The 14,094-nt window shown below is 39.1% G+C and carries 15 protein-coding genes and 3 pseudogenes; 8 read left to right on the top strand and 10 right to left on the bottom strand.

Annotated features, from left to right (window positions below; translation table 11 throughout):
* Positions 1-70 precede the first annotated feature (70 nt).
* The 4 genes and pseudogenes from ACFFHF_RS20985 to ACFFHF_RS20970 form a co-directional block, all read right to left on the bottom strand.
* Positions 71-862 (bottom strand): Ger(x)C family spore germination C-terminal domain-containing protein, encoded by a 792-nt coding sequence (locus tag ACFFHF_RS20985; protein WP_446695005.1) that lies wholly within the window; start codon positions 860-862, stop codon positions 71-73.
* A 144-nt stretch (positions 863-1,006) separates the two neighbouring features.
* Positions 1,007-2,344 (bottom strand): ISLre2 family transposase, encoded by a 1,338-nt coding sequence (locus ACFFHF_RS20980; RefSeq protein ID WP_377058968.1) that lies wholly within the window; start codon positions 2,342-2,344, stop codon positions 1,007-1,009.
* Positions 2,345-2,526: 182 nt separating this feature from the next.
* Positions 2,527-2,892, bottom strand: a complete 366-nt coding sequence (locus tag ACFFHF_RS20975) for a Ger(x)C family spore germination protein (protein WP_377058967.1) — start codon at positions 2,890-2,892, stop codon at positions 2,527-2,529.
* A 5-nt stretch (positions 2,893-2,897) separates the two neighbouring features.
* Positions 2,898-3,682: pseudogene (locus tag ACFFHF_RS20970) on the bottom strand (spore germination protein).
* On the opposite strand from ACFFHF_RS20970, the gene ACFFHF_RS20965 reads away from it, so the two are divergent.
* From ACFFHF_RS20965 to ACFFHF_RS20940, 6 genes and pseudogenes are all read left to right on the top strand, one after another.
* Complete coding sequence (locus ACFFHF_RS20965) at positions 3,662-4,207, top strand: recombinase family protein (RefSeq protein ID WP_340906155.1); 546 nt, start codon at positions 3,662-3,664, stop codon at positions 4,205-4,207. The pseudogene ACFFHF_RS20970 and the gene ACFFHF_RS20965 overlap by 21 nt on opposite strands.
* 1 nt (position 4,208) lies before the next feature.
* The gene (locus ACFFHF_RS20960; RefSeq protein ID WP_340902407.1) at positions 4,209-4,442 is read left to right on the top strand and encodes a DUF4158 domain-containing protein; all 234 of its coding nucleotides are present in this window, start codon (positions 4,209-4,211) and stop codon (positions 4,440-4,442) included.
* A pseudogene (locus ACFFHF_RS20955) lies at positions 4,372-5,559 on the top strand (DNA topoisomerase); the annotation flags it as partial. The gene ACFFHF_RS20960 and the pseudogene ACFFHF_RS20955, both read left to right, overlap by 71 nt.
* A gap of 203 nt (positions 5,560-5,762) precedes the next feature.
* Positions 5,763-6,299, top strand: a pseudogene (locus ACFFHF_RS20950) (MFS transporter); the annotation flags it as partial.
* A gap of 118 nt (positions 6,300-6,417) precedes the next feature.
* The gene (locus tag ACFFHF_RS20945; protein ID WP_377058966.1) at positions 6,418-7,647 is read left to right on the top strand and encodes an aminopeptidase; all 1,230 of its coding nucleotides are present in this window, start codon (positions 6,418-6,420) and stop codon (positions 7,645-7,647) included.
* Positions 7,648-7,791: 144 nt separating this feature from the next.
* Entirely contained in the window at positions 7,792-8,013 is a 222-nt protein-coding gene (locus ACFFHF_RS20940) for a hypothetical protein (protein ID WP_119706709.1), read from the top strand.
* A gap of 27 nt (positions 8,014-8,040) precedes the next feature.
* Here ACFFHF_RS20940 and ACFFHF_RS20935 read toward each other — a convergent pair whose 3' ends face one another.
* Complete coding sequence (locus tag ACFFHF_RS20935; protein WP_340902399.1) at positions 8,041-8,172, bottom strand: DUF6254 family protein; 132 nt, start codon at positions 8,170-8,172, stop codon at positions 8,041-8,043.
* 202 nt (positions 8,173-8,374) lie between these two features.
* Here ACFFHF_RS20935 and ACFFHF_RS20930 point away from each other — a divergent pair, with 202 nt between their 5' ends.
* Positions 8,375-8,647, top strand: a complete 273-nt coding sequence (locus ACFFHF_RS20930) for an acylphosphatase (protein WP_340902397.1) — start codon at positions 8,375-8,377, stop codon at positions 8,645-8,647.
* A gap of 126 nt (positions 8,648-8,773) precedes the next feature.
* Complete coding sequence (locus tag ACFFHF_RS20925; protein WP_160547220.1) at positions 8,774-9,463, top strand: DUF421 domain-containing protein; 690 nt, start codon at positions 8,774-8,776, stop codon at positions 9,461-9,463.
* Between the two features lie 11 nt (positions 9,464-9,474).
* On the opposite strand, the gene ACFFHF_RS20920 is transcribed toward ACFFHF_RS20925, so the two are convergent.
* From ACFFHF_RS20920 to ACFFHF_RS20900, 5 genes are read right to left on the bottom strand one after another with little or no spacing between them, the layout of a single operon-like run.
* The gene (locus ACFFHF_RS20920) at positions 9,475-9,780 is read right to left on the bottom strand and encodes an antibiotic biosynthesis monooxygenase family protein (protein ID WP_377058965.1); all 306 of its coding nucleotides are present in this window, start codon (positions 9,778-9,780) and stop codon (positions 9,475-9,477) included.
* Positions 9,781-9,832: 52 nt separating this feature from the next.
* On the bottom strand, positions 9,833-10,780 hold the full coding sequence (locus ACFFHF_RS20915) for a siderophore ABC transporter substrate-binding protein (RefSeq protein ID WP_377058964.1): 948 nt from the start codon (positions 10,778-10,780) through the stop codon (positions 9,833-9,835).
* Positions 10,781-10,797: 17 nt separating this feature from the next.
* On the bottom strand, positions 10,798-11,559 hold the full coding sequence (locus ACFFHF_RS20910) for an iron ABC transporter ATP-binding protein (protein WP_377058963.1): 762 nt from the start codon (positions 11,557-11,559) through the stop codon (positions 10,798-10,800).
* Positions 11,556-12,506: an iron chelate uptake ABC transporter family permease subunit gene (locus ACFFHF_RS20905; RefSeq protein ID WP_377058962.1), complete on the bottom strand. Its 951-nt coding sequence runs from the start codon at positions 12,504-12,506 to the stop codon at positions 11,556-11,558. The genes ACFFHF_RS20910 and ACFFHF_RS20905 overlap by 4 nt, the downstream gene beginning before the upstream one ends.
* A complete protein-coding gene (locus tag ACFFHF_RS20900) occupies positions 12,499-13,449 on the bottom strand; it encodes an ABC transporter permease (protein WP_377058961.1) in 951 nt (316 codons plus the stop codon). The genes ACFFHF_RS20905 and ACFFHF_RS20900 overlap by 8 nt, the downstream gene beginning before the upstream one ends.
* Between the last annotated feature and the right edge of the window lie 645 nt (positions 13,450-14,094).

The following is a 14,094-nucleotide window of genomic DNA, read 5'->3' as shown; positions in this document are numbered from 1 at the left end:
CCTTGATGACTTGTAATTTAAATTCTTTAGAATGTTTTATTCGTTTCATGATGTCAGCCTCCTTGGTACATTAAGCAGTATAATAAATATTACTCTTATTGTCCAAGTTCATTTTGGGGCTTATGAGGTTGATTTGCTCGATACTATCCTTATTTAAGAAAAATCGCTTTTCTTTTATCTCTTTATTCCATTTCTGGGGGTTCTCACGATATAATATTTCTCCTAACTTATAAACATCCGAATTTATCTCTACTCCTTTCTCAAAAGTCTTTAAAATCTCATCCCTTATTATTTTTTCAGTGTTAGCAATTAACTTATTTTCACTAATTTCCTTTAACTTTTCGTTTATTCCAGCTTGTACGACTATGTTAATGTTATATATCACTTGTTCGTTATGGATAACAGGTGTAATTTTTATCTTGGGTTTTTCTAATACTATAGAAACAATAGGTTGGTCATCTTCAACTATCCACAAAGGAGATCGAACAGTTTTTTCATCCATCCATCTTAGACCGTTTAAATCAGATTCAGAAAGCCAGCCTTGCAGATGCTTATTCCTTACAAAGAAAGCACCGTCATTTCTTAACAATGGTGCTTTATTATCTTCCTCTTTCCAATTTTCAGTGGATATTTTTATAGAAGGAATGTAAGCTGTTTGCCCAACAGGATCGCTATCTCGTATGAATTGGAAAAATTGAATAGGTTGTATGTAGGATCTTTGCTTATATCCTTCTCTTGGTTCGTGAAGAATGGTCGAAAGTCCAGATAAGGTGAAAAATGATTTTGTTTTAAATACATCTTCAATGGATTCCTTTGTAGCATACAATAAGATATTATATCGTATTTCCCGATACCGATTAATAAAATCAATAGAGGTGATTGAGTCAAGTTTTTGTGGGAGGTTTTTTTGGATAGAAAAACTCCTCTCTTATTTGTTATATTTCCCACCTAAATGAAAGCGTTATCTAAACAATTTAGTTTTGTTTTTGTTCATTTCCTTCATTTTTTAAAAACCTCGTAAGGCTTGTAAAGCATGGTATATCGGCTTTCCTTTTTGCTGATTTAAATATGATAAATTATTTCTTGTTAGCTCTCCGACTGAACTCTTTAACTTTTCCACATAATATTTTGGCTGAGAAACAGAAGCGGTTTGATCGTTAGGGTTAATTCGTCCTAAAATCGTCTTGATTTCTAATTCATCCTTCATACCAACCATAAAGTCAATAAATGCTTGTATTCCTTTATCGCACCAGCTGCGGCCGTTTTTAAGCCGTTTAGCGAATACACTCATCGTTCCTTCCGCACTTCCCATTGGACGATAGTGGCTGGTGTCTATGTCTTTTTCCTTCAACCATTCGCGATAATCTCCAAGGGCCTGAGGATATTTTGACAGCTGTTGTATGAACTCTTCTAACCGTTCTTCTTTCTTTTCGTTTTCAAGAGTACCAACTGCACTATTAAGTTCCACTAGGAATCCTTTCGCATCATATTGAGCCAGTTTCTTACGAATGACTCTATATCTCTTATGGCCTTTGAAAAGCGTTTTAACCTCACGAGCTACATGGAATCGGTCGATGACAAAGAATGCATTCTTATAGTGATCCTGACAAGCCGTAATCCACTGGGCTCCATCCCCATTAATTACGAGGTGATGTTCACTCGGATTGTAGTTGTAATTATCTATTAAGAACTGCTCAAATCCTTCCCAGAACGCTTTTTTACCTTTGTGGACATAGTGACGTTTTGCGATTAAGGATGTTCGTTTCCCGTTGACTATCCAGCCCTCATGTACGGAAGCAATCTTTTCTTCCCGCCCACGTCGTTTTCCACGTTGCCTTTTCACATATAGTCCGTCTACTTCTACAAAGAGCACTTTCCTCAATTGGTCGGTCGGCTTGACGAAAGTAACTTCTGTTTGTAGAAGGTGTTGACGAATAGTCTCATGGCTGATTACTTTGTAACCTAGTAGTTTCTCAATCATGGAGGAAGCATGACGATAGGATGTACCTTGAACTGCCATTTCCATTGCCATCGTTTCAACTAGGGGACTGAAACCTTTTGACCCCTCAAACTCTAAATAGTGATCAAGGAGATAAACGTATCCACCCTTTTCCCTGTCCCTATAGTAATTCCGATTGATGATAATAGAACCGAATGAAGTATCCATCTCTACGGCTCGCTTATCCTGAAGGTAAAATCTCTTTTTATCTCTATTTTCTGCAATCTGTTGATCCATTTCTTCGAGTTGCTTCGTGAGAACTTCACCAAATGTCTTTTGAAGCATAACAAATAAATCTTTTTCCAGTTCTTTTAATGTGGGTAATTGTATGGTATCTTTTTTCATAGGACTCCTCTTCCTTGTATTTGTGGTTTTCGCAGACTTTACTATACAAGAAGAGAGTCCTTTTTTCATTTGATTTTATTTTCCATCTACCGCACTTCCGTTTGGTGACCTGTTTCTCAATGGATGGGTCTACGCCCCATCCATTGAGAAACAGGGTACAACATCTCCCACAAACATTTTACTCATACAATAGAGGTTTTAATATCTTGCTTAAGTAGTTTATTGCTCAAAATTAGTGTAGACACATGTCCCCAAAAAAGTCTTTGTTGTGCATCCTTGTATAATTGATTTAATGCTTCTGTCATCGTAATTCCTTCACCTCTCCCAATCCAAACCGGTGGCTGCTTATCAGGTCTGGCGCCTTCTAGTCTAGCCACATTAGAAAAGTCCAGTAATTGAGCATAGGCTATATATTTTCCATCTTTATAGTCCATTCCAAGTGCTGCAACATAGTAAGTATCTTGTACTTCTTTGATATTCCAACATCCCGATAACACCGAACTAAAGAGAGTAATTATGCTTATTAAAAAGAGTTTGCGTATTTTCAATATCGTCACTCTCCTTCATCCGTCTTTGAGCTATCAGGCGTACGAACATAACTTACTCGTTCTCTATAACTTTTCCATGGTAATCGAAACAGTGCTTTAAAAAAATCCGAACTAGACTTCGGAAATACTAAAGCTAGGTAAGGGATTCCGAAAGAACGTAACCTCGCTATATAAATAACGATAAAAAATCCTGCAATCATAAAACCGTATAGACCCATAAAAATCGAACAAACAAGAACAACGCCTCTGAGAATAGATATTGCACTTGCTAATATTTGGTTCACTAGTGTATACCCTGAAATGGCAGAAAGAGCCGTAATAACAATGACTGAAGGAGAAATAAAACCCGATCGAATTGCAGCGTCACCAATGATGAGTCCGCCCACCACGGAGAGGGTTTGTCCAAGAGGTGAGGGTAATCTTTGGCCAGCTTCACGGAACATTTCAAAAAGGAATAAATCTAATGGTGCAGGAAATGGCAAACCCGATCTTGCAACAGTTACAGTCGCAAGAAGAGGAAAAGGAATCTGATCTTGATGGTATGCAAGCAGTGCCATCCAGAAGCCGGGTAGGTAGACAGCTAAAAGAAATCCTATCCATCGATAAAATCGAGCTAACGAAATGGGTAAATAGTTAATATGTGAATCTTCTGCTGTTTAATCAAGAAAGTAATGTTTACAGGAGCAATAATGACTAACGGAGAGCCATCTACTATTACGATTATTCTACCTTGTAATAAACAATCTACTGCAAAGTCAGGTCTTGATGTATCAGCAGAAAGTGGGAAGATGGATTACAACTTGATGCATTGAAACATTATGATGTGGATCAGATTTTCGAAGAAAAAGAATCGGGAAAAAAGAAAAATCGCCATCAGTTAGATGAGCTTCTAAAAATCCTCCGTAAAGGTGACACAGTGGTTGTCTATAAATTAGATCGTATCAGTCGGAGTACCAAACATTTAATTGAACTCATGGAACAGTTTGAAGAAAAAGGAATTCATTTCGTTTCTATTCAAGATAAAATTGACACAACGACAGCTATGGGACGATTCTTTTTCAGGATGTTGGCTAGCATAGCAGAATTAGAAAGGGACATTATTAGTGAGAGAACAAAAGATGGCTTGGTGGCAGCTAGAGCTAGGGGAAGAAATGGAGGTAGACCGAAGGTTGGATCAAAAAAAATCCTGCTTGCTTTAAAGATGTATAAAAGTAAAGACTACTCCTTATCACAAATTAAAGATGCTACAGGAATAGGAGCAACAACTTTATATCGTTACTTAGGAAAGAAAGAAATATCTAACGAGGAGCTATAACATGAGAGGAAAAGAATTGTTGACCTCTGATCAACGAAATATGTTTATGTCCATTCCTGACGATATTAGTGATCATGACATAGAAATGTACTATACCTTTAACTTAGAAGATCTTGAATTTATTAATAAGCACCGAAGAGACCATAATCGTATAGGGATTGCCTTACAGCTCGGTAACTTACCCTCGATCGGACTCTCGTTACCTCACGACCGATATGGAAGCGACGATGCTTGATCGAGTTGAAGCGATTGCTGGGGGCTATAAGGAAGAAGTACGTAGCATTCTCGCTAACAAAGGGAAGGTAGTCGCCAAACGGGTGTTTAATAATGGAAAAGTAACTGACCACCATGCGATTATTCCTACCGAAGAGCGATTATTTCTTCGTGATTTAGAGTCAGATGAACGAAAGCTGTACGATTTAATTGTGAAGCGATTCCTTGCTCTTTTTTACCCTGCCTATCAGTACGAAACCGTTCGTGCCATATTTGATGTGAACGGGGAGTCATTTTCTACGAAGGAAACGGTTGTAGTTGATGCAGGTTTTAAAGCTATTACAGGAAAAGACGAGGAGATAAGTGGTCAAAAGCTTGGTCAGATCACGAAAGGACAGTCCTTCTCGATCGGCCAGGTTCAAGCGGAGAAAAAGCTAACCGAACCTCCTGCACGATTCTCAGAGTCAGATATTTTAGGTCAAATGGAGAAATATGGCCTCGGAACCCCTGCTACTCGCGCCGAGATCATCGAAAGAATCATTGAAACCGAGGTCGTTGAACGGAAAAATGGACGTTTACATCCGACTCCTAAAGGAAAGCAATTGATGGATCTTGTGAATGAGGAACTTACGTCTCCAGAGCTTACTGCACAATGGGAAAAAGAGCTTGAAGCCATTTCACGTGGCAAAGGAGATCCAAAGCAATTTTTAAAACGGATTCGGAAGCAAACCGAGCAATTGATTTCTGAAATTAAGACGAGCGATAAATCGTATCGTGCTCATAATTTAACGGGATCCAAGTGTCCAGAGTGCCAATCTTTGTTGAAAGAGAGAAACACAAAAGAAGGCAAGATTCTCGTCTGCTCAAGTTCGGAATGTAACTACCGAAAGCGTAAAGATCCTAAGCTTTCTAACCGCCGCTGTCCTCAGTGTAAAAAGAAAATGGAAATGCATGAAGGAAAAGCTGGCTTGTACTTCCAATGCCGCAAATGTAATGTGGTCGAGAAAGCAGAGGAACGAAAGAAAGCAGTTAATAAACGCGAAGAACGAAAGCTTGTCCAAAAGTACTCACAAAAGGATGACAACTTCGGAAACAGCCTCGGAGACTTATTAAAAGCAGCGCTAGAAAAGAAAGATTAAAAATTAACAATATAAAAGGAACGCTAAGGCGCCCCAGGCACCTAAGCGTTTTTTCAGGAACAAAAGTGTCCGCCCCACACGGACAAATCAGGACAATCTGTCCACGAGCGGTGACAGACACCATAAAAAGACAGATCGGGGGGTTTTGTCCACGGAGGGTGTCTGACACCGCAATTGTTATTGCATTGAGGAGGGTTTTCAGCATGAGAATACGCGATTGGGATTCCAATTTGAAGGTTCGTTTGTTTGGTGAGGCGTTAATGAACATTACCTTTTGGATGTTTTTTCCCTTTTTAACGATATATTTTGCCGATGAGTTCGGCAAAAGCCTCGCTGGTTTGTTATTAATTCTTTCACAGGTTCTTTCGGTTTTTGCCAATCTTATAGGCGGTTATTGTGCAGATCGATACGGTCGTAAACGAATGATGGTTCTTTCTGCTTTTGGCCAAGGCATTTGCTTTATCTTGTTCGGACTGGCAGATTCACCGTGGCTTCAGTCTCCATGGATTGGCTTCCTCTGCTTCTCATTTGTTGGTTTTTTCGGATCCATCTACTGGCCAGCTAGTCAGGCCATGGTGGCTGATGTGGTCGACGAGGAAAACCGAAGCAGCGTGTTTGCCGTCTTTTATACATCGATTAACATCGCAGTCGTAATCGGTCCACTACTGGGTGCGATTTTCTATGTGAATCACCGTTTTGAGCTTCTCCTTATCGCGGGGCTTATATGTGTCGGTTTAGCAGCTAAGTCGCCATCCAATCATGTACAAAAAAACCTTTCGGGTGGCGAATTTGTTTTCTTTTTTTTGAAAAAACGAATACAATAAGAAAGAAGAATCCACCAAAAAGGAGACTATACATATGAGCTTTCAAAATAACTTAGAAAAATACGCAGAGCTGGCGGTTAAAGTGGGCGTGAACGTCCAGCCTAACCAGACACTCGTTATCAATACATCACTCGACTCAGCTGAGTTTGTTCGCCTAGTGGTCCGTAAAGCTTATGAGGTGGGTGCTCATAACGTAATTGTAAACTGGGCAGATGACATGGTCACTCGCGCGAAATATGAGCTGGCACCAGATGCAGCTTTTACAGAGTATCCTGAATGGCGGGCTCGTGAAATGGAAGAGCTTGCCGACAAAGGCGCTGCCTTCATGTCCATCGTTTCCTCAAGTCCTGATCTATTAAAAGGTGTCAACCCTGAGCGTATCGCAAACTTTCAAAAAGCTGCGGGTACAGCATTAAGCAATTACCGTAAAAAAATTCAGTCGGATAAAGTGAGTTGGACTGTTATTGCCACTCCTTCTCCTGATTGGGCTGCTAAAGTATTCCCAGACGCAGCACCTGAAGAACAAGTGAATCTCCTTTGGGATGCCATTTTTAAAGCGACTCGTGCAGACCTAGACAATCCAGTGGAAGCATGGAAAAAGCATGACGAAACACTTCATGAGAAAGTTGCTTACTTAAACGAACGTCGTTACAAAAAGCTACACTATACGGCTCCTGGAACAGATTTAACGATTGAACTTCCAGAAAAACATATTTGGGTGGGTGCTGGCAGCATTAACGAACAAGGAAACCACTTCATGGCCAATATGCCTACGGAAGAAGTGTTTACTGTTCCACACAGAACAGGAGTAAACGGATATGTAGCAAGCACCAAACCGCTTAGCTACGGTGGAAATATCATTGATAACTTTACCCTTACTTTTGAAAATGGGCGCATTGTGGATGTAAAGGCCGAGCAAGGTGAGGACATTTTAAAACGTCTTGTTGATACGGATGAAGGTTCACATTATTTAGGAGAAGTCGCATTGGTGCCGTTCCAATCTCCCATCTCTCAATCAAATGTGCTTTTCTACAACACCCTTTTCGACGAAAATGCATCCAACCACTTAGCGATTGGAAGTGCCTACGCATTCTGTATCGAAGGTGGAAAAACGATGTCTGCTGAAGATCTTGAGAAGAATGGTCTCAACGAAAGCATCACACATGTTGATTTCATGATCGGCTCAGCTGAAATGAACATCGATGGTATTACAAATAATGACCAAACAGAACCCGTATTCCGAAACGGAAATTGGGCTTTCTAATTCGATACTAAAAAGGCTTGGTTCCCAAACCAAGTCTTTTTCTATAAGAAAAATTTTTCCCACAGATGGTCTAAACCCTCCGACTTTCCTATATTTTATAACATGGATGATTCCACATACTTCAAAGGAATAGGTGAGGTCTAGATGTTTGTTGTAACTTATTATGATCATAGAAATGTTTTATTAACTCAGTTACTCAAAAATCTCCCTGCAGAAGGGGAAAATGTTAAGATCAAGGGGCGAAAAGGAAAGATCACGGCCGTATCACCCATCGATGAAAAGTATGTTCACGTATATGTTGCTCTTGAAGCAGTTAATAAAAATAAACTTGCAGTAGTAGATAACTCCAAAAAGAAAAAGCGATAAAAAAAGCATGAGGAAATTCCTCATGCTTTACTTATTGTCGTTATTTTTCCCTTCGACTCCAGCACCTAATTCCTCAAAGCTTTTTACTTTTCCATGAGGATGCTGATTTTCTTTTCTCTGCCTCCACTGACGTTCTTCTTGACTCTTTGATTTTGTCATCACAGATGCTCCTTTTCAAATAACTTCTTATATATTTTCTCAGGAACTACTACAACTTATGTAATCATCTTGTTTTTTACAAACAAACCCAGCAGCACCTCGGTTACCTGGATAACTGAAAGAGGCTATTGCAATGAAATTCGAATTATGGGAGGATGAAACTACATATATATAATTGAAGTTGAATTTAGGAGTGAATAACGTGGACCAGTTACATATTGTCGTTTCTGGTAAAGTTCAAGGGGTTGGCTTTCGATACTATACGCAAATGAGAGCAGCCCAATATGGAGTCACCGGCTGGGTAAAAAATATGGAGGATGGCAGCGTAGAAATTATTGCTGTCGGTCAACCGGAGGATCTCCAGCTTTTTATAGAGTCCGTACGAGAAGGAAATCCATTCTCTAAGGTCAACAACATGGAAATACATACAAGGGAAAAAATCGATCCATATCCTTCCTTTAAGATTAAATATTAATACTCAGTAAAGAGACCTCATTCGAAGGTCTTTTTCTATTTCCAATAAATCACCAGTTGTGTTTTTCCTTTTTATGGACATATTAGATTTGTACCATGATGAAAAGTCTTTGGAGGAAAAGAGTGTATGAGTTATTTAGATACTGCAGCTAGAGTAAGCATCACCTTTATTGCCTTGTATGTATTCTGCCGAATTCTTGGTAAAAAATTGATTTCTCATTTAACACTCTTTGATTTCATAGCAGGGATTACGATTGGTTCCTTGGGAGGTTCTTTTATCTTTGCCGATCAAATCCCCCTTTCTATCGGTCTATTTGGAATGGTGATTTTCACCACTCTGACTCTTATTTCTGATATCCTCTCCATGAAGTCTCACCATGCTCGTAAGCTTCTTAACAGTGAGCCTTTGCTTGTCATAAAAGAGGGGAAAATTTTAGAAGACAGGATGTCCAAAGCAAGGCTTACGATGGACGATTTATTATTATTATTAAGAAAAAAGGATATCTACTATTTAGATGAGGTGGAGTATGCTTTTTTAGAAACGGATGGATCACTTTCCGCCCAGAAAAAAATAGCTCAGCAAACCACGAAAAATCAAGATTTACAAATATCCCCCCCTTTTCGTGGAATTCCAAGAAACTTTATTATTGATGGAAAGCTCGTTATGGATCACTTAAAGGGTACTGGAAAGGATGAGAATTGGGTGAGCAATATGTTGCAGGCAAACGGAATCCAAAGCCTTTCGGATATCGCGGTGGCTCAACTGGATGAACTAGGTACCGTTTTTCTAGATAAAAAAACAAAAGACACCCTCTAAGGTGCCTTCCATTAAACTTGTGACTCATATACATCCTGGCTAGATTCTACCACATACTCGGGCTTTGGTTTACCAGCATTGGCTTTATGCCCAGCAATATGATCGGGGTGCTTCTCCCAGTTTTTCCAATCTGATTCTGACTCCCAGCGAATCATAACGATGACTTCTTCGTTCCCACGGCGACTTTTCTTCAATAGCACTTGCTTATCAATAAAGCCTGGTTGCTCTGCAATCAATCCGCCTTGCTTCGAAAAGCGCTCAATGACCTTTGAAGAGTGTCCTTCTTCAACCACAATTTTTTTCATTTGATAAAACATTGGAATGGCCTCCTATTTGTAAAAAGCCGGAACGAAGTCCGGCTTTCACCATTTATTTAAGTGCTGCTTTTACTTCTTCTACCATCAATTGCGTGGATTGAACACCATTTCCAGCGATGTACCAGTTTACAGCATCAAGGTAAATAATTTTTCCGTTTTTATAGGCATTTGTTTTCTTTACTAACTCATTTTCAATCGTTTCTTTTGCACCCACTTCTCCACCAACGGCAGCAGAGCGATCAATGACAAAAATAACATCTGGATTTTTCTCTAGAATGTATTCAAATGTAATACTTTGACCGTGTTGAGATACTTCTAAGTTCTCGTCTACTGCTTTGAATCCGAATGCATCATGAACAAAACCATAACGTGAACCTGGGCCGTATGCACTTACCTTTCCTTCGTTCGCTAATAAAATCAGAGCTTTGCTTTCAGAAGCCGATGCTTCCTTGTTCACTTCATCAATGCTTGCTTTTAACTCTTGTACTTTTGAAGCAAGAACATCTTCTTTTTCAAAGATTTCTGCTAAAAGCTCAAAGTTCTTTTCAAGTGAAGACATGTAGTTGGTATAATCCACATCAATGAAAACGGTTGGAGCAATTTCAGCAAATTGGTCGTATAACTCCGCTTGTCTTCCAGAAATAAAGATCACATCTGGCTCTAAGTGATGAATCGCTTCAAAATCAGGCTCTTTTAAGCCACCTACATTCGTATATTCAGAACCAGCATATTTTTCTAAGCTTTTTGGAACAGTTGCTTGTGGAACACCAGCCACTTCTACCCCAAATGCTTCTAATGTATCAAGAACACCAAAATCAAATACTACTACCTTCTTAGGGCTCTTCTCTACAGTCACTTCACCATATTCGTGAGAGATCGTTACTTCTTCTGTTTTTTCTCCTTCTGTGCTAGCCGTCGTGCTCGCTTCCTCATTGCTACCACACGCAGCTAATAAGAAAAGCATAGTGAAAACCAGTGAAAATAAACCAAATTTCTTCATCTTTTCTATCCCCTTTTTTATGAATTAAAGTACACGCAGATTCGGCAGTTGTTCATTTCTTGAATCGGAATATCCATATCATAAATTTCCTTCAATGCTTTTGATTGGATAATCTCATTCGTTGGTCCATCTTTTACGACCTTACCATCCTTTAGAGCAACGATACGGTCCGAATAGACTGAAGCAAAATTAATATCATGAAGAACGATCACGACCGTTTTTCCAAGATCATCCACCAGACGACGTAAAATTTTCATAATCTGTACCGAATGCTTCATATCCAGATTATTTAACGGCTCATCCAGTAAGATATACTCGGTGTCTTGAGCAATAACCATCGCAATAAACGCTCGCTGCTTTTGCCCCCCTGACAACTCATCTAAGTATCTGTCTTCCATGTCCTTCAACGCCATGTACTCGATTGCTTGATCAACCATCTTCTCATCCTCAGCCGTTAAACGGCCCTTTGAATAAGGAAAGCGACCGAATGCAACCAGCTCACGAATCGTTAAACGAACATTCATATAATTCGATTGCTTTAAGATCGATACAATTTTTGAAAAGTCATTGGACTTCATCTTTTTTATATTCGATTGATCAATGAGCACCTCACCTGTATCAGCATCTAAAAGACGACTGACCATCGATAACAGAGTGGACTTTCCTGCTCCGTTCGGGCCGATAAAAGAAGTAATCTTTCCTCTTTGAATTGAGACCGTTACATCTTCTACGACTTTCTTTTTTCCATAAAACTTCGAAAGTGCTTGAACTTGGATCAAGATGATCGACTCTCCTTTAGCAGTAAGTATATGAAGTACACGCCACCAATAAAGTTAATAATGACGCTTAGTGTCGTTGAAAAAGTAAAGATTCTTTCTACCACCCATTGGCCACCTACGAGGGCGATGACACTAATTAAACCAGCTCCACTGATCAGAATCTTGTGTTTATAGGTTCCAAACAACTGATAAGACAGGTTTGCTACAATCAATCCAAAGAACGTAATCGGACCAACAAGTGCCGTTGAGACGGAAATAAGCACCGCAACAAGGATGAGCATTTTCTTTACTAATGAATCATAATTCACACCTAGATTGACGGCATTATCTCTACCTAGAGACAGTACATCTAAATACGTTGTATATCGCCAAGCATAAAAAATGAGCAATCCGATAATCCCAATCGCAATCCATAAAATATCGGTATTGATATTATTAAAGCTTGCAAACATTCGATCTTGTACAATTTGGAATTCATTCGGATCAATCAATACCTGTAAGAATGTCGAAATGCTTGAGAAAAAGGTCCCTACGATAATTCCAATTAATAACAAAAAGTAGATTGGTTGATTTCCTTTCTTAAAAAGAAATCGATAGAGTAATAGCGCGAAAACAATCATCGCGACGACTGAAATGCTGAAATTCACTTGCTTGTTCGTCACCGTAACATGGGTTGAACCTAAGAAGAAAATAATCACGGTTTGGATGAGCATGTAAAGGGAGTCTAGCCCCATAATACTCGGAGTTAGGATTCGGTTGTGGGTAATCGTTTGAAATACCACAGTGGAATAAGCGATAGCCACCCCTGTTAAAATCATGGCAACTACCTTGAATCCTCTTCTTGGAAGAGCATAATCATAGCTTCCATTCAAATCATGAAATAAATAAAGAGTACAAACGGCTATTGCAGCCACAGTCAGTAATATATTCTTGGTTGAGTTACGCATATGCCTTCCTCCGGAACAACAAGAATAGGAAGATTCCACTACCGATCACACCGACCATTAAAGAGATAGATATCTCATATGGATAAATAATGACTCGGCCAAGAATATCGGTTACTAAAAGAAAGTTCGCTCCTAGCAACGCCGTATGTGGCAACGTCTTTTGTAGATGGTCCCCTTTAATAATAGAAATAATATTCGGAATAATTAAGCCTAAAAAAGGAATGACCCCGACGGTAAGAACCACCGTCACCGTAATAAGAGCCACTAATACCAACCCTATATTCACGACTCGCTTATAGGCAAGACCCAGGTTTTTGGAAAAATCCTCACCCATCCCAGCGACTGTGAATCGATTAGCATACAAGTAAGCTACTAATAATACCGGTATACTTATGTACAACAGCTCGTAGCGACCTTTCATAATCATTGAAAAATCTCCCTGCAGCCATGCTGACATATTCTGAATCACATCAGCCCGATACGCAAAAAACGTAGCAACCGATGATAAAATATTTCCGAACATGAGTCCGACCAGTGGGATAAATATAGCATCCTTGAACTTAATTCTGTCCAGGATTTGCATAAAAAGAAAAGTTCCTGCTAAGGCGAAGGCAAAGGCGATTCCCATCTTTTGTAGCATTGTTGCATTCGCAAAAAATAGCATCGATACTAGAATTCCTAACCTTGTCGCATCTAATGTTCCAGCGGTTGTCGGAGAAACAAATTTGTTTCTACTTAATTGCTGCATGATCAAACCAGCAATACTCATCCCTGCTCCAGCTAGCAAAATAGCAATTAACCTTGGAACGCGACTAATTAAAAAGATCTCAGTTTCTTCTGATTGAAAGTCAAGTAACATCCTCGGTGAAATGCTGCTTACCCCTACAAAAAGAGATAGAACTGAAAGAATAAGTAACGCGAGTAGTAAGTATCGTTTCTTCATCGGCTCTCCTCTTTATCACAATCTCTAATAATGAGAATCATTATCACAAGCTTTATCATATATTTATATATAAATAGTGTCAACCTAAATGAGAATGTTTTTCATACAAAATTGAAAAAATACCCAAATTTACACCTCTCTTTTACTTGATATAAGAGGTTTTCTCAAGATGTGAAAATTTTATGACAATAGTAGATTTCACTGAGTTCATATACCAAACTAAAAATAAAAAATCTGTAGGATATAATTGGCAAGTTTCTTTATTATGTATACAAAACGAAATTTATATAAAACGAACTAGCAAAAGAAATAAGCGGAGGATTTCCGGTTAGATACAGAATGGAGCCTTGTTTTGGGGTAAATAAGGGAAGGTTTTCCGCTTATGCAAAGCAAAATCTCCTATTTTCGTATTTTTCGAGCCAATAGGCGGAATCTCTCCTTCTATTTAAGCCTTTTTTAATAAAAATTACTAATTAAGCGGAATTTCTCCGTCTATTAATCAGCTCAAGTGCTTAACCAGGTCCCCAACCGAGAAGTGCGGACCCTCTTGAACCTAGGTATTGGTACTCAAAACGGCACTGCAAATGACATAAAGAAAAGACGTATGCATACGTCTTTTCTTGTGTATTTTAATAAGTAAATACC

This window comes from Robertmurraya beringensis, assembly GCF_042433785.1.
Lineage (GTDB): Bacteria > Bacillota > Bacilli > Bacillales > Cytobacillaceae > Robertmurraya_A > Robertmurraya_A beringensis.
The sequence above is the reverse complement of the archived record's forward strand: the minus strand, read 5'-3'. Positions and strand labels throughout refer to the sequence as shown.